At 68.8% G+C, this 20,265-nt stretch carries 24 protein-coding genes and 2 pseudogenes; 13 read left to right on the forward strand and 13 right to left on the reverse strand.

All coding sequences use genetic code 11. From position 1 onward, the window contains the following. Positions 1–28: 28 nt before the first annotated feature. Entirely contained in the window at positions 29–802 is a 774-nt protein-coding gene (locus tag BTO20_RS04210) for a hypothetical protein (RefSeq protein ID WP_198344251.1), read from the forward strand. 7 nt (positions 803–809) lie between these two features. On the opposite strand, the gene disA is transcribed toward BTO20_RS04210, so the two are convergent. Genes disA through BTO20_RS04225 form a run of 3 tightly spaced genes read right to left on the reverse strand, consistent with a single transcriptional unit; the run spans position 810 to position 3,976 of the window. Then, complete coding sequence (gene disA, locus BTO20_RS04215; RefSeq protein WP_198344457.1) at positions 810–1,889, reverse strand: DNA integrity scanning diadenylate cyclase DisA; 1,080 nt, start codon at positions 1,887–1,889, stop codon at positions 810–812. A gap of 47 nt (positions 1,890–1,936) precedes the next feature. Beyond that, positions 1,937–3,331, reverse strand: coding sequence for a DNA repair protein RadA (radA, locus tag BTO20_RS04220; protein ID WP_087073653.1), 1,395 nt, complete (start codon positions 3,329–3,331; stop codon positions 1,937–1,939). Positions 3,332–3,385: 54 nt separating this feature from the next. Continuing rightward, entirely contained in the window at positions 3,386–3,976 is a 591-nt protein-coding gene (locus BTO20_RS04225) for a hypothetical protein (protein WP_087073655.1), read from the reverse strand. A gap of 239 nt (positions 3,977–4,215) precedes the next feature. Here BTO20_RS04225 and carD point away from each other — a divergent pair, with 239 nt between their 5' ends. The 5 genes from carD to rlmB are packed head-to-tail and all read left to right on the forward strand — an operon-like array spanning position 4,216 to position 8,261. Next, a complete protein-coding gene (gene carD, locus BTO20_RS04230) occupies positions 4,216–4,704 on the forward strand; it encodes an RNA polymerase-binding transcription factor CarD (RefSeq protein WP_029369378.1) in 489 nt (162 codons plus the stop codon). A gap of 6 nt (positions 4,705–4,710) precedes the next feature. Further along, positions 4,711–5,388, forward strand: a complete 678-nt coding sequence (gene ispD / locus BTO20_RS04235; RefSeq protein WP_087073657.1) for a 2-C-methyl-D-erythritol 4-phosphate cytidylyltransferase — start codon at positions 4,711–4,713, stop codon at positions 5,386–5,388. Further along, positions 5,385–5,861 (forward strand): 2-C-methyl-D-erythritol 2,4-cyclodiphosphate synthase, encoded by a 477-nt coding sequence (ispF, locus tag BTO20_RS04240; RefSeq protein WP_087073659.1) that lies wholly within the window; start codon positions 5,385–5,387, stop codon positions 5,859–5,861. Before ispD ends, ispF begins: the two co-directional genes overlap by 4 nt. Before the next feature lie 19 nt (positions 5,862–5,880). Beyond that, on the forward strand, positions 5,881–7,287 hold the full coding sequence (gene cysS / locus BTO20_RS04245; protein WP_087073661.1) for a cysteine--tRNA ligase: 1,407 nt from the start codon (positions 5,881–5,883) through the stop codon (positions 7,285–7,287). Between the two features lie 32 nt (positions 7,288–7,319). Continuing rightward, positions 7,320–8,261, forward strand: a complete 942-nt coding sequence (gene rlmB / locus BTO20_RS04250; protein WP_087073663.1) for a 23S rRNA (guanosine(2251)-2'-O)-methyltransferase RlmB — start codon at positions 7,320–7,322, stop codon at positions 8,259–8,261. A gap of 5 nt (positions 8,262–8,266) precedes the next feature. Here the strand turns inward: rlmB and BTO20_RS04255 are convergent, their stop codons facing one another. From BTO20_RS04255 to mrf, 5 genes and pseudogenes are all read right to left on the reverse strand, one after another. Then, the gene (locus BTO20_RS04255; RefSeq protein ID WP_087073665.1) at positions 8,267–9,799 is read right to left on the reverse strand and encodes a purple acid phosphatase family protein; all 1,533 of its coding nucleotides are present in this window, start codon (positions 9,797–9,799) and stop codon (positions 8,267–8,269) included. Positions 9,800–9,858: 59 nt separating this feature from the next. Next, the gene (locus BTO20_RS04260; protein ID WP_087073667.1) at positions 9,859–11,094 is read right to left on the reverse strand and encodes an SLC13 family permease; all 1,236 of its coding nucleotides are present in this window, start codon (positions 11,092–11,094) and stop codon (positions 9,859–9,861) included. Further along, on the reverse strand, positions 11,085–12,005 hold the full coding sequence (locus BTO20_RS04265) for an MBL fold metallo-hydrolase (RefSeq protein WP_087073669.1): 921 nt from the start codon (positions 12,003–12,005) through the stop codon (positions 11,085–11,087). The genes BTO20_RS04260 and BTO20_RS04265 overlap by 10 nt, the downstream gene beginning before the upstream one ends. 21 nt (positions 12,006–12,026) lie before the next feature. Beyond that, positions 12,027–12,277 (reverse strand): annotated as a pseudogene (locus tag BTO20_RS04270) (type B 50S ribosomal protein L31). Then, the gene (gene mrf, locus BTO20_RS04275; protein WP_087073671.1) at positions 12,274–13,452 is read right to left on the reverse strand and encodes a ribosome hibernation factor-recruiting GTPase MRF; all 1,179 of its coding nucleotides are present in this window, start codon (positions 13,450–13,452) and stop codon (positions 12,274–12,276) included. The pseudogene BTO20_RS04270 and the gene mrf overlap by 4 nt, the downstream one beginning before the upstream one ends. Before the next feature lie 73 nt (positions 13,453–13,525). On the opposite strand from mrf, the gene rpmB reads away from it, so the two are divergent. Genes rpmB through BTO20_RS04300 form a run of 5 tightly spaced genes read left to right on the forward strand, consistent with a single transcriptional unit; the run spans position 13,526 to position 15,158 of the window. Next, positions 13,526–13,762 (forward strand): 50S ribosomal protein L28, encoded by a 237-nt coding sequence (rpmB, locus tag BTO20_RS04280; RefSeq protein WP_083165817.1) that lies wholly within the window; start codon positions 13,526–13,528, stop codon positions 13,760–13,762. After that, a complete protein-coding gene (gene rpmG, locus BTO20_RS04285) occupies positions 13,762–13,926 on the forward strand; it encodes a 50S ribosomal protein L33 (RefSeq protein ID WP_018603652.1) in 165 nt (54 codons plus the stop codon). The genes rpmB and rpmG overlap by 1 nt, the downstream gene beginning before the upstream one ends. Continuing rightward, complete coding sequence (rpsN, locus tag BTO20_RS04290) at positions 13,926–14,231, forward strand: 30S ribosomal protein S14 (protein ID WP_087073673.1); 306 nt, start codon at positions 13,926–13,928, stop codon at positions 14,229–14,231. Before rpmG ends, rpsN begins: the two co-directional genes overlap by 1 nt. Continuing rightward, on the forward strand, positions 14,231–14,494 hold the full coding sequence (gene rpsR / locus BTO20_RS04295) for a 30S ribosomal protein S18 (protein ID WP_087073675.1): 264 nt from the start codon (positions 14,231–14,233) through the stop codon (positions 14,492–14,494). Before rpsN ends, rpsR begins: the two co-directional genes overlap by 1 nt. Positions 14,495–14,513: 19 nt before the next feature. Next, entirely contained in the window at positions 14,514–15,158 is a 645-nt protein-coding gene (locus BTO20_RS04300) for a (2Fe-2S)-binding protein (RefSeq protein WP_087073677.1), read from the forward strand. Here BTO20_RS04300 and BTO20_RS04305 read toward each other — a convergent pair. The 5 genes and pseudogenes from BTO20_RS04305 to BTO20_RS04325 all read right to left on the reverse strand — a co-directional run. Further along, positions 15,152–15,856: a TIGR03943 family putative permease subunit gene (locus BTO20_RS04305; RefSeq protein ID WP_087073679.1), complete on the reverse strand. Its 705-nt coding sequence runs from the start codon at positions 15,854–15,856 to the stop codon at positions 15,152–15,154. The genes BTO20_RS04300 and BTO20_RS04305 overlap by 7 nt on opposite strands. Then, complete coding sequence (locus tag BTO20_RS04310) at positions 15,853–16,854, reverse strand: permease (RefSeq protein ID WP_198344252.1); 1,002 nt, start codon at positions 16,852–16,854, stop codon at positions 15,853–15,855. Before BTO20_RS04310 ends, BTO20_RS04305 begins: the two co-directional genes overlap by 4 nt. A 19-nt stretch (positions 16,855–16,873) precedes the next feature. Further along, positions 16,874–17,635 carry a LamB/YcsF family protein gene (locus BTO20_RS04315; RefSeq protein WP_087073681.1) on the reverse strand — a complete coding sequence of 254 codons (762 nt, stop codon included), beginning with the start codon at positions 17,633–17,635 and terminating at the stop codon, positions 16,874–16,876. A gap of 9 nt (positions 17,636–17,644) precedes the next feature. Then, positions 17,645–18,304 (reverse strand): 5,6-dimethylbenzimidazole synthase, encoded by a 660-nt coding sequence (gene bluB, locus BTO20_RS04320; protein ID WP_087073683.1) that lies wholly within the window; start codon positions 18,302–18,304, stop codon positions 17,645–17,647. A 9-nt stretch (positions 18,305–18,313) separates the two neighbouring features. Beyond that, a pseudogene (locus BTO20_RS04325) lies at positions 18,314–18,496 on the reverse strand (GTP-binding protein); the annotation flags it as partial. 29 nt (positions 18,497–18,525) lie between these two features. On the opposite strand from BTO20_RS04325, the gene BTO20_RS04330 reads away from it, so the two are divergent. Both BTO20_RS04330 and BTO20_RS04335 read left to right on the forward strand, forming a co-directional pair. Beyond that, complete coding sequence (locus BTO20_RS04330; RefSeq protein WP_087073685.1) at positions 18,526–19,491, forward strand: metal ABC transporter solute-binding protein, Zn/Mn family; 966 nt, start codon at positions 18,526–18,528, stop codon at positions 19,489–19,491. Continuing rightward, complete coding sequence (locus BTO20_RS04335) at positions 19,478–20,254, forward strand: metal ABC transporter ATP-binding protein (RefSeq protein WP_087073687.1); 777 nt, start codon at positions 19,478–19,480, stop codon at positions 20,252–20,254. Before BTO20_RS04330 ends, BTO20_RS04335 begins: the two co-directional genes overlap by 14 nt. The last annotated feature ends 11 nt before the right edge of the window (positions 20,255–20,265 follow it).

A 20,265-nucleotide genomic window follows, 5' to 3' on the forward strand; every position in this document is an offset into this window, starting at 1 on the left:
GGGATGACCTGGGCTTACCGTGAAGGTCGTGTTGGATCTGGAACCACGGGGCCCCCTGCCTGCGGAGATTTACCGGCGGCGCCGAGCGCTGGCGATCGGGATCGGGGTGGTCGTCGTCGCGGTGGTCGTCGCGATCATCGCTGTCGTGGTGAGCAACAGCTCAGGTGCCGAATCCAAGTCCGCTGAACAGTCGACTCCCACCCCGACCGCTGCCGCGCCGACCCCGCTGCCGGGCGAGAACCCCGAGGTCAAAACTCCGGTGGTGCCCCCGGCGCAGCACGCTCCGCCGCCGACGGCAACCCCGACCGCGGCGGTGACGCCGCCGCCGGTGCTCAAGGAGGGCGACGACTGCCCGGATTCGACCCTGGCTGTCAAGGGCATCACCAGCCAGCCGCAGTACGTCGTCGGCGATCAGCCGAAGTTCACCATGGTCGTCACCAACATCGGCCTGGTGGCCTGCAAGCGTGACGTCGGCGCAGCCGTGTTGGCCGCCTACGTCTACTCGCTGGACAACACTCGCCTGTGGTCCAACCTGGACTGCGCGCCGTCCAACGAAACGCTCGTCAAGACCTTCAACCCGGGCGAGCAGGTGACCACCGAGGTGACCTGGACCGGGATGAGCTCCGCACCCCAGTGCCCGCTGCCTCGGCAGCCGATCGGGCCCGGCACCTACAACCTGATGGTGCAACTGGGCAATCTGAGATCGGCGCCCGTGCCGTTCATCCTCGCGCCCGCGCAGCAGCCGGCACCGCCGCCGGCCGAGGGTGCCCCGGCCGCCCCGGCACCTGCCCCGGGTAACTGAGCCGGTTCTAGGCCAGCCGGTCGGCGATCGTCGACTCGGCCAGCAGGGAGAGCCCTTCTCTTATGTGCCGGGCCCACATGGACCCGATGCCTTCGACCGACTGCAGGTCGTCGGCGCTGGCGGCCAGCAACCCCTGCAGCGAGCCGAACGAGCGGACCAGTAGGTCGACGTGGGCGAACTGCAGTCGCGGGATGCCTGCCATGGCGCGGTATCCCCGGGAGCTCATCGCCGAGTCCTGTGCCTCGGCCGTCGTGGGATAGCCGAAGACCCGCGCCAGCGTGGTGAAGTCGAGCAGCTCGTTGTCGGTGAGCGCGTCCAGATCTTCGAGGGTGGCGCTGACCTGCGCCGCCGTCGGGGGTTCGGGGTTGGCGTGATAGTCCCGCACGATCAGTTCGCGGGCCGTTTCGTTGTCGCCGACGAGCTCGTCGAGCTGCAGTTTGAGCTGACGGCCGTCGGTGCCCAGTTCGACGACGTCGGCGTCGATCTCAAGGCTGATCCGGCGCACCATCTCCAGGCGCTGCACCACCGTCATGACGTCGCGCAGTGTCACGAAGTCCTCGATCTCGGCGGTCGAGAGCTGCTTGCTCACCTCGTCGAGGCGGCCCTTGTAACGTTCCAGCGTGGCGACGGTCTGGTTGGCCCGCGACAGGATGGTCGCCGAGTCGGGGACGACGTGCCGTTCCCCGGCCACGTAGACCGTCACGATGCTCATCGAGTGGCTCACCGAAACCACGGGGTAGCCGGTCTGGATCGCGGTGCGCTCGGCCGAACGGTGCCGTGTGCCGGACTCGTCGGTGGGGATCGACGGGTCGGGCACCAGCTGCACGTTGGCCCGCAGGATGTGGTTGGCGTCGCTGGACAGCACGACCGCGCCGTCCATCTTGGACAGCTCACGCAGCCGGGTCGGTGCGTAGCGGATGTCGAGCTCGAAACCGCCGTCACAGATGGCCTCGACGCTCTCGTCGTAGCCGAGCACGATCAGCGCACCCGTCCTGCCGCGCAGGATGCGTTCCAGCCCGTCGCGCAGCGGGGTCCCTGGTGCCAACCGGCCCAAGGTCTCGCGCAGCGTCGGACGGGCCAGGTGCACGACGTTGCGGCCGGCTCTGCCACCGGTCTTAACGGCCATCGGTCCTCCTAGGATCGGCCGTTATTCTCCGCGATCTCCCGGACCGCCCGCAATGCGGTTGCGATGTTGTCGGACGCGATGACCCGCATCCCGGCCGGTGTGTCGGTGATCCCAGGTGGCACCACGGCGGTGTTGAAGCCCAGCCGGGCGGCTTCGGCCAGCCGGCGTTCCAGCCCGCTGACCCGGCGCAGGTCACCCGCCAGGCCCACCTCGCCGATGGCGACGATGTCCATCGGCAACGGCAGCTGATAGCAGGACGACATGATGGCCAACGCGACCGCGAGATCCGCCGAAGGGTCGGTGAGCCGCATGCCGCCGACGGTCGCCACGTACAGGTCGCTGCGCGCCAGCGGCAGGCCGCTGTGCCGTTCCAGCACGGCGCTGATCATCGCGGCGCGCGCCGAATCGATGCCGCTGACGGTCCGTCGTGCCGGCGCGTCCGTCGGGTTCCACAGTGCCTGCACCTCACCGATCATCGGGCGCTTGCCGTCGAGCGTGACGGTCACGGCGGTGCCTGCGACGGGTGCCGTGCGCTGGTCGAGGAACAGTCCGGACGGATCGCTGACGCATTCAATTCCGTTGTCGTGCATCAGGAAACAGCCGACCTCATCGGCGGCGCCGAACCGGTTCTTGACCCCGCGCACCATCCGTAGCGACGACGCGCGGTCACCCTCGAAGTGCAGCACCACGTCGACCAGATGCTCCAGTGAGCGCGGCCCTGCGATGGCGCCGTCCTTGGTGACGTGGCCGACCAGGATGAGTGCCACCGAATGGCCTTGGGCGGTGGACTTCGCGTAGCCCGTCAGCGCGGTGGTCACCGCACGCACCTGTGTCACGCCGCCGGTCACGCCGTCCGCCTCGGTGGTGGACATGGTCTGCACCGAGTCGACGATGACGAGGCTGGGGCGTACCTGGTCGATATGGCCCAACGCGATCTGCAGATCGGACTCGGATGCCAGGTACATCTCGTCGTGGGTGCAGCCGGTGCGCTCGGCCCGCAGCCGGATCTGCCCGGCGGATTCCTCGCCGGACACGTAGAGCACCCGGCGGCCTTCGTGTGCCCAGCGGTTGGCGACCTCGAGCAGCAGCGTGGACTTGCCGACGCCAGGGTCACCGGCGAGCAGTGTCACCGATCCCGCGACGAGACCGCCGCCGAGTACCCGGTCGAGCTCGCTGACCCCGGTGGGGCAGTGCCGTGTCGCGCCCGGGTCGATGGCGGTGATCGGAACGGCGGGGGAGGCCGGGGCTACCGACCGGCGGGCCGCGCCGCCGATCGCGGACAGCGTGGCCACCTCGTCGACGGTGCCCCACGTGCCGCAGTTCGCACAGCGTCCCACCCATTTCGGGGTGACATGCGCGCATTCCGAGCACCGGTATTGCGAACGTGCTTTCGAACCGGCCACGCCGTGACCCTAGCGGCTGTCACCGACATCCATCGGCAACAGCACGGCGAAAACCTAGTGGTGTCCGCCTGATTCGGCGGAGCCGCCCTCGGCCTGGTCCGAATCGCCGGTCTTGTCGCGGCGCGGTGCGTCGCCCGCCGAGATCGGGACGGCCACGGTGGTCTGGCCGTTCTCGAAGTTGAACGTGAAGTTGTACAGCAGGCCATTGCTGATCTGCTTGGTCAGCGTCACCTTGGCGGTGACGGCGTCGGCAGCCTCGACCTTCTCCAGCGGCGCGATCTGCCCGTCGGGCTCACCGACAACCAGCACGCCGTTGGCGGGCACCGTGGTGTCACCGGTCAGCGCCACGTCACCGATGTCGGAGGTGATCGACTTCAGCTTGTTGTTCACGTCGGCCGAGGTGTTGGCGGCGACGAACAGCAACTCGGCGGGAGATCCCGGCTGCACATAGTCGGTGTCCTGCGGGGCCCGCAGGTGGACGTTGCGCAGCGAGACCGGTCCGGCCTGGGCGTTGACGCCGTTGACCGCGGGCTCCTGGGTGGACGTCTGGGAGACCTGGCCGGCGCCACATCCGGTGAGTGCGACTGCGGCGGCCAGGCCGCACGCGGCCATGCCGACCGAGGCGCGCAATGTGAAGCGGTTCACTCAAGCCTCCTGAATTGGGTCGCCCTACTTCGACTATGCAGAGTAGTAGGTCGGGGTTGCGGGCGGAACGGCGAGGGTTGAGATCGGCCGAATCGGGTGTGGCAGCGGCTGTTTGGTTGCACGATTTCGTCACCCTGTCAACCCCTACTCTTCACCTGCGGTGCCCCTGACCTGCACTGTTGATCGGCGTGTAAGCAAGGCCCGTGTTAGGATAGGGGGGCGAAAGGGGCTCGAATCAGATGATTTTTAAGGTCGGAGACACCGTTGTCTATCCACACCACGGTGCTGCGTTGATCGAGGCGATCGAAACCCGAACCATCAAAGGCGAGCAGAAAGAATATCTCGTCCTGAAGGTCGCCCAGGGGGACCTGACCGTTCGAGTACCTGCAGAAAATGCCGAGTACGTCGGCGTGCGTGACGTAGTCGGGCAGGAAGGCCTTGACAAGGTGTTCCAGGTGCTGCGTGCGCCGCACACCGAGGAGCCGACCAACTGGTCGCGCCGCTACAAGGCCAATCTGGAGAAGCTTGCTTCGGGGGATGTCAACAAGGTTGCCGAGGTCGTCCGCGACCTGTGGCGCCGGGATCAGGAACGCGGCCTGTCCGCGGGCGAGAAGCGGATGCTGGCCAAGGCCCGGCAGATCCTGGTCGGCGAACTCGCGTTGGCGGAGAACACCGACGACGCCAAGGCCGAGACCATGCTCGACGAGGTTCTGGCCGCCGCGTCCTGACGCGTAGTGACAACGGTAGCGGTCGTCCCGGCCGCCGGCTCGGGTGAGCGGCTGGGTGCGGGTAGGCCGAAAGCCTTCGTGAAATTGGCCGGTAGGCCGCTGCTGGAACACGCTCTCGACGGTTTGCGTGCGTCGGGGGTCATCGACGCTGTCGTTGTCGCGGTGCCGCCCGCGCTGACCGATGAGGCCAAGCTGATCTTCGGTGCAGCGGCCGAGATCGTGGCGGGCGGTGCCGACCGTACCGAGTCGGTCCGGCTGGCCCTGCAGGCGGTGGGTGACGCGGAATTCGTATTGGTCCATGACGCGGCCAGGGCGCTGACTCCGGCTGCGCTGATCGTCCGTGTCGTGCGGGCTCTCGAGGCTGGGCACAGTGCCGTCGTCCCGGGCCTGCCGCTGGCCGACACCATCAAGGCGGTCGACGCCAACGGTGCGGTGCTCGGGACGCCGGAACGGGCCGGGCTGCGAGCCGTCCAGACACCTCAGGGCTTCCATGTCGACGTGCTGCGGCGCGCGTATCAGCGTGCGGGGTCCGGGGTGGTCACCGACGACGCCTCGCTCGTCGAGCAGAGCGGTACGCCAGTACAGGTCGTCGATGGCGACCCGATGGCATTCAAGATCACCACTCCCATGGATCTGCTGCTCGCCGAGGCCGCGCTGGCGCGCGGCGGGTCGGGCGCCTCGTGACGATTCCACGGATCGGTCTGGGTACCGACGTGCATCCTGTCGAGTCCGGACGGCCCTGCTGGCTGCTGGGGCTGCTTTTCGACGGCGCCGACGGCTGCGCCGGGCACTCCGACGGCGACGTCGCGGCACACGCGTTGTGTGACGCGCTGCTGAGCGCCGCCGGTCTCGGCGATATCGGCGGTGTATTCGGCACCGACCAACCGCAGTGGCGCGGTGTCAGCGGCGCGGACATGCTTCGGCACGTTCGCGGTTTGCTGGCCGAGGCCGGGTTCACGGTGGGCAATGCGGCCGTCCAGGTCATCGGCAACCGGCCCAAGATCGGGCCTCGCCGCGACGAGGCTCAGCGCCTGCTGGGAGAGCTGGTGGGGGCACCGGTGTCGGTCTCGGCGACAACCACCGACGGTCTCGGACTGACCGGCCGCGGCGAGGGATTGGCGGCCATTGCCACCGCGTTGGTGGTCAAGGCCGATTAGGCCGGTAAGCTGGCCGGTCGTGACTGATCGTGCCGGACTGCGGCTGTACGACACCATGGCTGGTGCCGTACGTGATTTCGTGCCGTTGCGCCCAGGGCACGCCTCCATCTACCTGTGCGGTGCCACGGTGCAGGGCCTGCCGCACATCGGGCACGTCCGCAGCGGCGTCGCCTTCGACGTGCTGCGCCGCTGGCTGACCGCCAACGGCTACGACGTCGCCTTCATCCGCAACGTCACCGACATCGACGACAAGATCCTCAACAAGGCCGCCGACGCAGGCCGGCCGTGGTGGGAATGGGCCGCGACGTTCGAGCGGGCCTTCGCCGCCGCCTACGACGCGCTGGGGGTGCTGCCGCCGTCGGCCGAGCCGCGGGCCACCGGACACATCACGCAGATGGTCGAACTCATCGAGCGGTTGGTCGACAAGGGCCACGCCTATGCCGCCGACGGCGACGTGTATTTCGACGTGCTGAGCCTGCCGGACTACGGCAAGCTGTCCGGCCACCGCATCGACGACGTCCATCAGGGTGAGGGGGCCGCCACCGGCAAGCGCGATCAGCGTGACTTCACGTTGTGGAAGGGTGCCAAACCCGGTGAGCCGTCCTGGCCGACCCCGTTCGGGCGGGGCCGCCCCGGCTGGCACACCGAGTGCGTCGCGATGTGCGAGGCCTATCTCGGCGCCGAGTTCGACATCCACGCCGGCGGCATGGATCTGGTGTTCCCGCACCACGAGAACGAGATCGCGCAGGCCAACGCCGCTGGTGACGGTTTCGCGCGGTACTGGCTGCACAACGGCTGGGTCACCATGGGCGGCGAGAAGATGAGCAAGTCGCTCGGCAACGTCCTGTCGATTCCCGCTGTGCTGCAACGGGTTCGGGCCGCCGAGCTGCGTTACTACCTGGGTAGCGCGCACTACCGGTCCATGCTCGAATTCTCCGAGACGGCGCTGCAGGACGCGGTTAAGGCCTACTGCGGCATCGAGGATTTCCTGCACCGCGTGCACAACCGGGTCGGTGAGGTGACCGTCGGCGAGTGGACGCCGAAATTCGCCGCCGCGCTCGACGACGACCTTTCGGTGCCGATCGCGCTCGCCGAGGTGCACGCCGCGCGCGCCGAGGGCAACCGGGCGCTGGACACCGGCGACCACGACGGTGCGATGGCCCAGGCCCGGTCCATCCGGGCGATGACGGGCATCCTCGGTTGCGACCCGCTCGACGAACGCTGGGAGTCGCGCGACGAGACGTCGGCCGCGCTGGCCGCCGTCGACGTTCTGGTGCAGTGGGCTTTGACGAGCCGGACCGAGGCGCGTGAACGGCGGGACTGGGCCGCCGCCGACGCGATCCGGGATCGGTTGAAGGAGGCCGGTATCGAGGTCACCGATACCGCCGACGGACCCCAGTGGTCCTTGTTGAATGGGACGAAGTAAATGGCGGGGCGAGCGAAGCGACGGGGCGAATAGTGGCGGGCAATTCACAGCGGCGCGGGGCCATCCGCAAGGCAGGCACCAAGAAGGGCCCGACCGTCGGGTCCGGCGGCGTGCGCAGGCGCGGCCTCGAGGGCCGCGGGGCGACGCCGCCCGCCCATATGCGGCCCAACCATCCGGCCGCCAAGAAGGCCGCGAAGGTGGCCCGCCAGCAGCAGGGCAGGCACAAGAAGACCGATGACACCGAATTGGTGCTCGGCCGCAACCCGGTCGTGGAATGCCTGCGCGCGAAAGTCCCTGCCACGGCACTGTTCATCGCGCTGGGCACCGAGGCCGACGAGCGGCTGACCGAGTCGGTGCAGATCGCCGCCGACCGCGGTATCTCGATCCTTGAGGTGCCGCGCACCGACCTGGACCGGATGAGTTCCAATGGGCTGCACCAGGGTCTGGCCCTGCAGGTGCCGCCGTACCTCTACGCGCATCCCGACGATCTGCTGGCAACGGCCAAGGACGAGGGCTCGCCCGCCCTGCTGGTGGCGCTGGACAACATCTCCGACCCGCGCAACCTCGGCGCGATCGTGCGATCGGTGTCCGCGTTCGGAGGCCACGGTGTGGTGATTCCGCAGCGGCGCTCGGCGTCGGTGACGGCGGTGGCCTGGCGGACCAGCGCCGGTGCGGCGGCCCGGCTCAAGGTGGCCAGGGCCACGAATCTCACTCGCACCCTCACGAGTTGGGCCGATGCCGGCCTGCAGGTGGTGGGTCTGGATGCCGGTGGCGACACCACGCTGGACCAACTGGACGGCACCGGGCCGATGGTCGTGGTGGTGGGCTCCGAAGGTAAGGGTCTGTCCCGGTTGGTGCGGGAGACCTGTGATGCGGTGGTGTCGATCCCGATGGCCGGCCCGACGGAATCGCTGAACGCTTCGGTGGCCGCCGGTGTGGTGCTGGCCGAGATCGCCCGCCAGCGCCGCGGCTGATTCCGTCAGGCCCGGCGCGGTTTGCGCAGGCTGAACCGGTCCACCGGGGTCATCGTGCCCAGCGGGCCGGTTATTGCGAAATACGTTGCCTCGATTGAGGTTTCGCCACCCGGACGGCCCGGGTCGACGTCGAACATGACAAACCCGTACGGGTTGTCACGGTCCCGGAACGCCGACCACGCCGCCGGTTCCTCGACATAGCGCGGTGTCCGTTTCTTCAGCGCGGGGTCGACCCCGTCGACGCCCATGAGCACCTGGCAGCGGGGTTCGTCGAAGAGCATCCGGTTGGACGGTATCGAGGTGCCGCCCCCGCCGATCACCAGATGCACTGTGCCGTGGTCGGATACCGCCGGGGTCAGGGTGTCGGTCGGCAGGGTGCCGCGGATCGGATGCGTCCGTTCGTAGTGGTGTTCGTGCCCGCACACCACCAGATCCACGCCGTAGCGGTCGAACAGAGGCAGCCAATTCTGCCTGATGCCCAGATCGGCGCCGTTGGTCTTGTGGCCGGTCGACACGGCGGTCTGGTGCATGCACACCACCACCCAGTCGATGGCGGGATCGGTACTGGTGCGCTCCAATTCTCCTTCGAGCCAACGCCTCTGGGCGCCACCGGAATAGCCGTGCACGTAGGAGTTGCCGCCGTCCTGATAGCACACGTCGTCGTTGTTCAGACTGATCACCCGCACCGCGCCCGCGGTGAACGCGTACCACAGGCCACGCAGCTCGGCGTCGGAGCCGGAATCGGGCAGCGCGAAATAGGTTTGGTAGGCGCCGAACCCGATCGGGCCATTGCCCAGCTCGTTCTCGTGGTTGCCCGCCGCGGGCATCCACGGCCGGTGTCGAGCCGAGCGGGAGTTGTTGTCGAACCAGTCCGACCAGGTACGGATCCGGTTGCCGGAGAGGTTGGCGTAGCACAGGTCACCGTTGACGAGGTTGAACAGTGGCGCGGTCTGTTCGACGGCCGCGGTGATGTCGCCCGCGGCAGGTGAACCACGGTTGTCGCTGCCGAACGCGTTGGCCACCATCGCGTCCAGCGTCGGGGTGGACTGATCACCGAAGCTCGTGAAACGCAACGCAGCTCGGCCCCGCGGCGCGGTGTGCACGCTACCCAGTTCAGGGCTTGCGCCGTCATGAACGGCGGCATAGACGTAATCGGTGTCGGGCAGCAACCCCGTCAGCCGCGCATGGTGCACCCGGACTTCGGTGCCGGACTGCGCATCTCGGTAGGTGACGGTGTCGGCGGCGACGGTTTCCCCGAGGCCACCCGCGGGTGTGCCGAACGTGACCCGGGGATTGTTCACCGCGGCGGTCGTGTGCCATGACACGGCCACCTCGTTCGCGGCGTCGGCGCCGAACTGCAGGTGCACCCCGGACACCGGCGGTGCGCCGTTGCGGTCCGTGCGCGGCCACAAGTCCGGGCCGGTGGCCTTGGGCCGCAGCAGTTCGGTGGCCGCGCCGCCCGCCCCGGCGCCCAGCAGTGCGGTGGTGCCACCCACCAGCAGAAGTTTGCGGCGGCTGACGCCGACGTTGTCGCTCACCCCTGCCGTGCTACCGGGTCAACGCGAACAGCGCCGAACGTGCAGGTGAACGGTGTCGCTCAGAGCCCGACGACGCGCAGCCCGACCCACAGTCCGAGCACGGCGGCCACCAGTGTCAGCGGCACCGTGCACAAGCCGACCCGGCTGAACTCACGGAACCGGGCGGTCAGGCCGTATTGATGCACCACATTGCGCCACAGCAGGTTCGACAGGGATCCGACATAGCTGAGGTTCGGCCCGACGTTGACGCCGATCAGCACGGCCAGCACCGCGGCGGGCCCCGATGCCGCCACCAGTGGCAGCAGCACCAGTACGGCGGGCAGATTGTTGACCAGATTCGCCAGTATCGCCGCCACCGCCGCGAAGCCCAGCAGCGCGGGAAGCGAGTCGCCGACGGGCAGCAGTCCGGCCATGATGTCGCCGAGACCGTTGTGGACGACGGCGTCGACGACCACACCGAGGCACAGCACGAACGCGAGGAACGGAACGTTGACAGCGCGGGCGATACTGCTCACCGTGCTGCGTCGCCGGGCCAGGCTGCGGACGCCGAGCACGAGCGCGCCGGTCAGCGCGGCCCAGGCCGGGGACAGGTCGACCAACGAGGTGACCACGAAACCCGCCAGCGTCAAGCCCAGCACCGCGAGCACGAACACCGGAACTTCGGGTGGTGGGGGCGTCACCTCGGCGGCCGGGCGGCTCAGCTCGTGACGGAAAAGCCAACGCAACACGACGAATTCGACGGCGATACCGGCCAGCCACGGCGCTGCCATGACGGCGCTGAACTGTGTGAAGGACAGTCCCGCCACGGCGAAGGCCAGCAGGTTGGTCAGGTTGGACACCGGAAACACCAGCGACGCGGTGTTGGCCAGGTGTGCCGTGGCGTACGCGTGCGGGCGCGGCGTGATGTCCAGCGTGCGGGCCGTGGTCAGCACCACTGGGGTGAGCAGCACGACGGTCGCGTCGAGGCTCAGCACTGCTGTGGTGGTGGCGCCTATGAGAAACACGCGGGTGAGCAGGCGGCGTGGATCGCCTCTGCTCGCGCGGGCCATGAGGGTGCCTGCCGCGTGGAACAGGCCTTCGTCGTCGCACAGATGTGCCAGTACCAGCACGGCGGCAAGAAAGCCGACCACGGGCAGGAGCCGGTTCACCTCGGCCAGGGCGTCGTGCGGCGAGATGACGCCGACCGCGATCAGCAGCCCGGCGGCCGGAACCGCCACGGCAGCCTCGGGCCAGCCTTCCGGCTTCGCGAGGGCGAACACCAGCACGACGGCCAGCAGCACCAGTACTAGGCCCACGGGTCTGCAGGCTCCCACAGCGTCGGCAGGTGCAGGCGGACGGCGTCGCGGGCGGCCAGCCGGGCCAGCACACGCATCGAGACGTCCAGATCGTCACCGGCATACGGCAACGCCCGCAACGGTTTGTGCAGGGGCCGGAAGAAATCGTCCCAGTGGATCAGCACCACCCGACGGGCGCCGACAGCCTGTACGGTCTCGGCCCAATAGTCCAGCAGGTACCGCTCGGGTTGCAGCCCGAGTTGCCCGATACCGAGGTAGACGACGTCGGCGCGTTGCCCGGCCAGCGCCCCGGGTATGGCGCCTGCGCTGCCGACGATCAGCATCCGGCGATCGGTGGCGCGGTGCCGCAGCAGTACCGACCAGGCCTCGCCGCATTTGTAGGCCGATGCTTTCACCGGGGGTACGACCGGCTCGGTGATGGTGCCGGGGAACCGGTCGGGTGGGCAGTGTTCGGATTCGAACAGGGTGACGTCGAATGCGCCGAGCGGCAGCGGCCGGCCCGGGGTGGCGGTGACGACCCGATCGGGAGGCAGCCCGTGCCCGTGGCCGATCTGCGCTGCTGAGGATCCGCCGACCAGGGTGGCGCCGGTGCGGTCGGCCACCACCGCGGAATCCATGGCGTGGTCGAAATGGGTGTGCACGGGCAGCACCGCGTCGAGCCGGTTGACGCCGAGCCGGGCCAGGCAGCCGTCGATACGTGGCAGGGATGGTTCGAGCCGGCGCAGGCCGACGGTCAACAGCGGCGGGCGGGAGAAGAACCCGTCGGTCAACACGGCCGACGACCCGTCCTGGACCAGCAGCGTCGTGACCCCGGCCCAGGTGACCCGCAGCGGGGACTGCGGCGTGGCCGGTGGGGCGTCGAAAAACCGCGCGTAATCGGCCAGGTCGGGCCTGCCGGGCTTGAGCCGCATGGTCCCACCCTATGGGGACCGCTAACCGTAGCGGCGGCGGAACTTCTCCAGCTGGCCGGCCGAATCGATGTGGCGTTGCGAGCCGGTCCAGAACGGATGCGAGTCCGAGCTGACGTCGACCACGATCAGCGGGTAGGTCCGGGTGCCCTCCGGCGTGGTCCACTCGACGGTCCGCTCGCTGGTGGCGGTGGACCGGGTCAAGAACCGCGCGTGCCGGTCGCGGCGTCTTGAAAGACCACCGGGTGGTAGTCGGGGTGGATGTCGGCTTTCATCGTGCTTCTCCTTCGTCGTGTCCGGGTCGGACGGTTTCCTCGATGGGTGGCTGGCACGGCTCCTCGTGCCAGTCGCCGAACGGGTCTGGGTAGTCGGCCCAGTCCTCGGGCTGGGTGAGTTCGGCGTCGGTGAGCAGGGCGCCGCGCAGGGCGTCGAGGATGTCCTCGGGCGCCGCGCCGCACACCAGCACCGCCAGCGAGATGTGCCGGTCGCCGAACAGCTGGTCCCACAGGACTGCCGCCAGTGCTCGTCGCTGCGGGTCGACGTAGCAGCGCTCGCTGGAATCCATTGCTGCGAGCCATTTTCCGGCGTTGCTGAACCGCAGCCCGCCGCCGGCGGATTCGATGTACATGACCTCGCCCGGGCGGTTCGCGAGCCAGGCGCGGCCGCGCGTGCGCACCACACCGTCGAGCAACAGGTCCAGCGCGGCGTGCAGGCGCACCGGGTGGAACGGCCGTCGCGCGGTGAACTCGACGATGCCGACTTCGCCGTCGCGGTCCAGCGGCGGTTCGCCGGCGAGCAGCGGGTCGTGCGGGGCGATGGCCCGGCCGCGCCGGCTGTCCGGCTCCAGATGCGCCAGCGCCAGTTCGATGCGCTCGGGGCCGACGGTGATGCGGGCAAGCGGCGTGAGCCTGCGCAGCACCGCCAGTGTCGTCGCCTCGGGTTCGGTCAGCACCAGCACGTCGGCGAACTCGGCCTGGCCGACGACGACCTGCGCGGCCGTGCGCCCGTCGTCGAGCTCCACCTCGCCGACGGCCTGCTGCAGCCAGACGGCGGTGTCGAGGCATCCGACGACGCCGTCGACGTAGACGTCGCGGGCCGCGGGTCCGTCGATGTAGCCGGGGCCGACGTGCACGCGGATGTGCTCGATCGCCCAGCACACCGGTTCGGGTTCCAGCCAGGCCATCAACTGCACGACGATGCGCTGGACGTCGCCGCGCCGGTGCAGGCGGCGCAGCAGCACCAGCAGATCGTCGCGCACCGTGCAGGTCACGCAGCCGTGCGCGAGTTCCAGTGCCCAGTCCGATGCTCCGGTTGGGGTGCTGACCTGGCGCAGCACCACCTGTCCGTCGAAGGTGTGCCGGACCACCACGGTGCCGGGACTGCGGCTCAGTTCCGCGACGACGTCATCGGTGCCGCCTTGCCCGGCGACGAGTACCACGGGGGTTCGCATGCAGCTCCTGATTCGCTATTGAAAACGATTGTCATTATGCTTAAGCCAGGTTACCCCACGATCAAGGAGGCTCATGTCGGCCCACTGCCAAGTCACCGGGCGCTCGCCCGGCTTCGGTAACACCGTGTCGCACTCGCACCGCCGCAGTCGCAGGCGGTGGAACCCGAACATCCAGAACAAGACCTACTACCTGCCTTCGGAGGGCCGCCGGATCCGGCTGCGGGTCAGTGCCAAGGGCATCAAGGTGATCGACCGCGACGGCATCGAAGCCGTGGTGGCCCAGATCCGCAGCCGGGGAGAGAAAATCTGATGGCGCGCACCGACATTCGACCGATCGTGAAACTGAGATCCACCGCGGGAACCGGCTACACGTACGTCACCCGCAAGAACCGCCGCAACGACCCCGACCGGATCGTGCTGCGCAAGTACGACCCGGTGATCCGCAGGCACGTCGACTTCCGGGAGGAACGCTGATGGCCAAGGCATCCAAGATCGCCAAGAACGAGCAGCGCCGAAAGCTCGTGGAGCGCTACGCCGAACGCCGGGCCGAGCTCAAGGAGATCATCCGCGATCCGGCCAGCTCGCGGGATGCGCGCGCCGCCGCGGTCTCCGCGCTGCAACGCCTGCCACGCGACTCCAGCCCGGTTCGGCTGCGCAACCGCGACGCTGTCGACGGCAGGCCGCGCGGGCATCTGCGCAAGTTCGGCCTGTCCCGGGTGCGGGTCAGAGAACTCGCGCACCGCGGCGAGTTGCCCGGCGTACGGAAGTCGAGCTGGTGATGGCCGCAAAATCCGGGAAGAACACCAAGAAGCGACCGCCTGCAACGGATCTCAAGAAGCCCAGGCGTAATCAGCTGCATGCGCTCGGCGTCACGCGCGTCGACTACAAAGACGTCCAGCTGCTCCGCACCTTCATCAGCGAACGCGGCAAGATCCGGTCGCGCCGCGTGACAGGTCTGACGCCGCAACAGCAGCGACAGGTCGCCGCGGCGATCAAGAACGCGCGCGAGATGGCGCTGTTGCCTGCGGCGGCCCCACGCTGATGTGACACCATCGAGGCCGATGGACATATCCGCGGCGCTGGCCGAATCGCAATCGTACGGTGGATTTTTCGCGATCACCGTGGGTGGCGACGCCGACGGCTGGCTCCCGGTCCGGCAGTGCTACGACGACGGATGCGCCGACCTGATCGAAAAGACCGCAGCGGGATATGGAACGACGGAACTGCGGATTGCGGCATCGATGATCCAGTTCAGCCATGCCTCCCGGCTCTGGTCACCAGTGCTGGCGTGCGTGGCGGGATGTGACGTCGTGCCGGATCTGGCTGGGCTGCAACGCTTTCACTCTGGCACGGCGCTGCGACTACCCGTCGGCGACGGGCGATCCGTCGGCGAACTCGAGGCGTTGCCCGAGCTGCTCTATCGCGTTGTCGTGGAGGAGCATCTGGACCTGCTGGCCGCGGGCCTTCGGGTCAAGATCGCGGCCGGCCTGCTCTACGGCAACGCGGCCGCGGCTCTGGTCGGGGCGGCACGTGCGCTGGTCGGCGGCCGTCCCGACTTGCGGCCGTCGGTGACGACGCTCACCCGCGCGCTGCTGAGCACCGGCGGGCTGGCAGGCACGATGACGGGGCCGCGGCGTCGGAGCTGCTGCCTGTTCTACCGCGTGCCTGGCGGTTCCTACTGCGGTGACTGCGCACTCGGTCAGTAGGCGTACTGGTGTGGCGGCGGGTCGGTGCGCGCCGCAGTGAGCACGGTCAGGTTCGGGATCGCGCGTCGGCTCGAATCATTCTGTCCCGCAGGCACACTGCCTTCGACCGTGATCCAGGTGTTCTCCGGGTAGCCGGCCAGGTCGGCGGCGGCAGGTCCGGTGAGACCGATGCGGGCCAGTTGCGCATCCGCCGCACAGCAGATGATGACGATCCGGGCCAGATAGGTGTGGTCGCCGTCGCGCATGGTGAAGCCGGTGACCTTGATGGTGCGGTTGTCGAGCGTGCCCGCGGTGTCCTGGGCGATGCGGATCAGCACGTCGGGCAGCGAAAGTTCCGGGGTTCCGGCGGGCAGTGCCGGGAAGGGGCGCCGGAGCACATCGGTGGACACCGGGGTGACCGACGCCGCGTCCGGCCGGATCGCGGGCGGTACCACGAAGGCCAGCAGGGCGATCGGGATGAGCAGCAGCCAAGCCGTGCCGCTGGAGTGGGCGTGCTCATGGTCATGGTCGTCGGTGGGGCCGTGCCGGATGTCGCGCACGATGGCCGCCAATGCCAGCATGATCAGCAGCACGGCCGTGGCGATCAGGTACGGCAGCAGGCTGGGCTTGACGTAGCGGGTGAAGGCCCCGGTGGCGACGATGATCGCGGTGCTGACCCCGACGAGCAGCAACAGTGCGTTTTCGGTTTCGCGGGTCATTGCGGCCCCAGCACGAGCAACCCCACGCCGGTGGCGACCAGGGTAGCCACCGCGAATGTGGCAGGCGCGAACCGGACCGCGAACGGCCGGCCGAACATCCCGGCCTGCATGGCGAACAACTTGAGGTCCACCGCGGGCCCGACGACCAGGAACACCAGCCGGGGCAGCAACGGCAGCATGGTCAGGCTGGCCGCCACGAAGGCGTCTGCCTCCGAACACAACGCGAGCACCACCGCGAGCAACGCCATGGTGATGACGCCCAGCACCAGCTGACCGGCCAGGTGCTCGTATACCCAGGCCGGGACCAGCACGTGCAGCGCGCCTGCGGCGGCCGCGCCGATGACCAGATAGGAACATGCGGTGAGGAAGTCGTGGCGTGCGGCCTCGATGAACACGGCCCACTTCGAGCCGCTGCCGTGGTGAGTCCTGGGCAGGCGCTTGGTGATCCACTCCGGCTTGCCGAACCGCGACCAGGCCGCACCCATGACGAGTGCCGTCAGCAGCGACGCGCCGCAGCGGGCCACCACCATGTCGGGGTGGCCGGGGAAGGCGACGGCCGTCGCGACCAGCACCACCGGATTGATCGCCGGAGCGGCCAACATGAACGTCAACGCGGCCGCTCCGACGGCGCCGTCGCTGAACAGTCTGCGTGCCACCGGTACCGACCCGCATTCGCAGCCGGGCAGCGCCGCGCCGCCCACCCCGGCTGCCAGGATCGCCACACTGGTACGCCGGGGCAGCCAGCGGGCCAACCGGTCGGGCGTGACGAAAACCGCGATGAGCCCGCTGATCACGACACCGAGCGCGAGGAAGGGCAGCGCCTGCACGAACACGCCGCAGAACACCGTAGCGGCCGTCGCCACCTTCGGGCTGCGTTCGACGAAATCTCGCGCCGGTCCGCCCAGCAGGGCCAGGGCGATGATGCCGATGACGAGGATGGGCATGGATCCCAAGCGCTTTCGCGCCGCCTCCGACTTCACCGCCACGGCGGCCATCATGCCAGCCTTGGCTGTGAAGTCAGCTGAACGCGCGGAGCTGCACGCCCGCACCCGCCAACCGGTCCCGCACGGCGTGGGCGATCTGCACGGCACCCGGCGAATCACCGTGGACGCAAACGGATTCCACGGTGACGGGGATGGTCGATCCGTCCACGGCCTGCACTTCGTCTGCGTTGACCATCGTGAACACGCGCTCGGCGATCTGCGCGGGGTCGTGCAGCACCGCGCCCGGCTCCCGACGGGACACCAGCGTGCCGTCGGGCTGGTAGGCCCGGTCGGCGAACGCCTCGGCGACGGTCCGCAGGCCGAGTCGCGTCGCCGCCGCGAAGAATTCCGATCCGGACAGGCCGAGCACCGGCAGCGTCGGGTCGACGGCGTGCACGGCCGCCGCGACGGCCGCCGCCTGATCGGTGTGGTGCACGATGGTGTTGTACAGAGCGCCATGGGGTTTGACGTAGCTCACCGTGGTGCCCGCCGCGTGCGCGATGGCCTGTAACGCCCCGATCTGATAGATCACGTCGGCCGTCAGGTCCTCGGCGGTGACGTCGATGAACCGTCTGCCGAACCCGGCCAGGTCGCGGTAGCTCACCTGCGCTCCGACCCGCACGCCGGCCTCGGCGGCCGCGCGGCACGCGCGCAGCAGCAGCGCCGGATCACCGGCGTGGAAGCCGCAGGCCAGGTTGGCGCTCGTGACGACCTCGAGCATGGCTTCGTCGTCGCCGAGTTGCCACACCGCGAAGCCCTCGCCCAGGTCGGCGTTGAGGTCGACGGTCGGGCTCACCGCTTCAGCCTAGAACGAGGTCTCGGTGAGCCAGCTGTTCTCCGAGACGAATTCCGGCAGCGGGCGGGCCGTCGTCCAGTGCTCGATCTCCAGCATCGGCCGCTCCGGGAAGTCCGGCACCGGTCCGAGGCACAGGATCGCGATGGGCTCGGCGCCGTCGGGCATGCCGAGCAATCGGGCCAGCGGCACCGGCTCGAAGATCGACACCCAGCCCATGCCGAGCCCTTCGGCGCGCGCGGCCAGCCACATGTTCTGGATGGCGCACGACACCGAGGCCAGGTCCATGTGCGGCATGGTGCGTCGTCCGAACACGTGGCGCTCGCGGTCGTCGGCCAGCGCGATCACGAATAGTTCGGCGCAGTCCAGGATGCCTTCCACCTTCAGTGCGAGGAACTCCGCGGCGCGAGGCCCGAGTGCGTCGGCGGTCCGTACGCGTTCCTCGTCGACCAGCGCGTGGATCTTGTGCCGCAACGCGTTCTCGGTGATCCGGATGAACCGCCACGGCTGCATGAGGCCGACGCTGGGTGCGGCGTGTGCGGCCTGCAGCAGCCTGGCGAGGACATCGTCGGTCACAGCGCTGTCCGGCGTGAACCGGCGCATGTCGCGGCGCTCGGCGATAGCGCGGTAGACGGCTTTCCGTTCGGGCGGGCTGAACGCATGCTCGGGCACGCACCGAGCCTATGGGGCGTGCACATGCGTGACGCTCCACGCCGGTAGCGGATCGGGGTACCGCAGCCACGCCTGTTCTCCGCAGGCCAGCTCGTCGTCGGTCAGCAGGGCGTCGCGAAGCGGCGCCTCGAGCCCGTCGCGGTCGATCCGGACCCCGATGAACACGATTTCCTGGCCGGGCGTCACCTCGGTGCGTGACGCTCCCCGGTGTGCATCGTTTAATGCAAACGGTTATCGTTATCGCCGTGACTCGGTCCGTGAACCTCAAGCTCCGCACCCTCGCCGCCGGCCTGGTGCTCGCCGTCCCCTTCGCCCTCGCCGCGTGCGGCTCGGAGAAGACCGCTCCGAACGACCACGCCGCGGGGGACTGCCCGGCCACGCCGATCAACGTCGTGGTCAGCGTCGACCAGTGGGGCGACATCGTCTCCGACCTGGGTGGGGCATGCGCAAAGGTCACCACGGTGCTGGCCAGCTCGTCGGTCGACCCGCACGACTACGAGCCGTCCCCGTCGGATGCGGCCAAGTTCGCAGGCGCTCAACTGGTGGTCATCAACGGCGGCCACTACGACGAGTGGGCGGCCAAGCTCGCCGCGAACTCGGCATCGGGCGCGCCCGTCATCAACGCGCTGGATCTCGACAAAGCCCAGGGCGGCGGCACCAACCCGCACGCCTGGTACCGGCCGGCCACGGTGACCGCCCTGGCAGACGCCGTCAACGCCAAGCTCGGTGATATCGCCCCGCAGGCCAAGGACTACTTCGCAGGCAGGCGCGCGGCGTTCACCGATGAGATGAAGCCATACAACCAGCTGATCGACACCATCAAGGCCAAGGCTGCGGGCAAGACCTACGCGGCCACCGAAACCGTCTTCGACGACATGGCGGCCGCGGTGGGCCTGAGCGACCGCACTCCCGCGGGCTACCAGGCGGCGACGTCGAACGAGAGTGACCCCTCGCCGGCCGATCTGGACGCGTTCCTGCGGCTGCTCGGTGGTAAGGGTGTGGATGTGCTCATCTGCAACACCCAGACCGAGGGTTCGGTCCCGGAGCAGATCCGTGCCGCCGCGGAGAAAGCCGGGGTTCCGGTGGTCGAAGTCACCGAAACGGTGGCGCCGGGAGCGAAGACGTTCGAGGCTTGGCAGGTGGACCAACTCACCGCACTGGCCAAGGCACTTGGTGTCCAGTCATAACGATGAACCCGCACTGGTCTTCGACGATGTCAGCGTGGTGCGCGGCGGACGGCTGATCTGGTCGGAAGGCACCTTCACGATCCCGGGGGGCGGCATCGTCGCGCTGATCGGATCGAACGGCTCCGGCAAGTCGACCATGCTGCAGGTCGTGCTGGGTCTGCTGCCGATGGCATCGGGATCGGTGCGGGTCCTGGGCGGCAGACCCGGGGAGAACAACGATCTGATCGGGTACGTCCCGCAGGACTACGTCGCCGGGGCAGGTGAGGCGGTCCGTGCCCGCGATGCGGTGACGCTGGGACTCACCGGTCGGCGCTGGGGACTGCGTCGCACCACCCGGGCCGACCGAGCCCGGGTCGACGAGGCGCTCGACTGGGTAGAGGCGACCGAGTTCGGCGACCGACGCTTGTCGCAGCTCTCCGGTGGGCAGCGCCAGCGCATCGCGCTGGCCAACGCCCTCGTGGGCCATCCGAAGATGCTGATCCTCGACGAACCGCTGGCCGCGCTCGACCTGCGCAACCAGCATGAGATCGTGCGCCTGCTGGCCCGGTTGAACGCCGAGCTCGGTGTCACGATTCTGGTCGTCGCCCATGATCTCAACCCGCTGTTGGAGGTTCTGGGCAGTGCCATCTACCTGCTCGACGGGCATGCTCACTACGCTGCGATCGACGAGGTGGTCGATGCCGACCTGCTGACCCACCTCTACGGCACGAAGGTTCAGGTGGCCAACACGCTGCAGGGCAAGATGTACATGAGGAGCGGGTAGTGACCATTGTC

The organism is Mycobacterium dioxanotrophicus (genome assembly GCF_002157835.1).
Taxonomy (GTDB): Bacteria; Actinomycetota; Actinomycetes; order Mycobacteriales; family Mycobacteriaceae; genus Mycobacterium; species Mycobacterium dioxanotrophicus.

Bases quoted from the DNA above. Each gene is read 5' to 3' on its own strand.
- carD (WP_029369378.1), top strand. From the start codon at position 4,216: ATGATTTTTAAGGTCGGAGACACCGTTGTCTATCCACACCACGGTGCT.
- BTO20_RS04265 (WP_087073669.1), bottom strand. From the start codon at position 12,005: ATGCGGCTCAAGCCCGGCAGGCCCGACCTGGCCGATTACGCGCGGTTT.
- mrf (WP_087073671.1), bottom strand. From the start codon at position 13,452: ATGCGAACCCCCGTGGTACTCGTCGCCGGGCAAGGCGGCACCGATGAC.
- rpmB (WP_083165817.1), top strand. From the start codon at position 13,526: ATGTCGGCCCACTGCCAAGTCACCGGGCGCTCGCCCGGCTTCGGTAAC.
- rpmG (WP_018603652.1), top strand. From the start codon at position 13,762: ATGGCGCGCACCGACATTCGACCGATCGTGAAACTGAGATCCACCGCG.
- rpsN (WP_087073673.1), top strand. From the start codon at position 13,926: ATGGCCAAGGCATCCAAGATCGCCAAGAACGAGCAGCGCCGAAAGCTC.
- rpsR (WP_087073675.1), top strand. From the start codon at position 14,231: ATGGCCGCAAAATCCGGGAAGAACACCAAGAAGCGACCGCCTGCAACG.
- BTO20_RS04300 (WP_087073677.1), top strand. From the start codon at position 14,514: ATGGACATATCCGCGGCGCTGGCCGAATCGCAATCGTACGGTGGATTT.
- BTO20_RS04305 (WP_087073679.1), bottom strand. From the start codon at position 15,856: ATGACCCGCGAAACCGAAAACGCACTGTTGCTGCTCGTCGGGGTCAGC.
- BTO20_RS04310 (WP_198344252.1), bottom strand. From the start codon at position 16,854: ATGATGGCCGCCGTGGCGGTGAAGTCGGAGGCGGCGCGAAAGCGCTTG.
- BTO20_RS04330 (WP_087073685.1), top strand. From the start codon at position 18,526: ATGCAAACGGTTATCGTTATCGCCGTGACTCGGTCCGTGAACCTCAAG.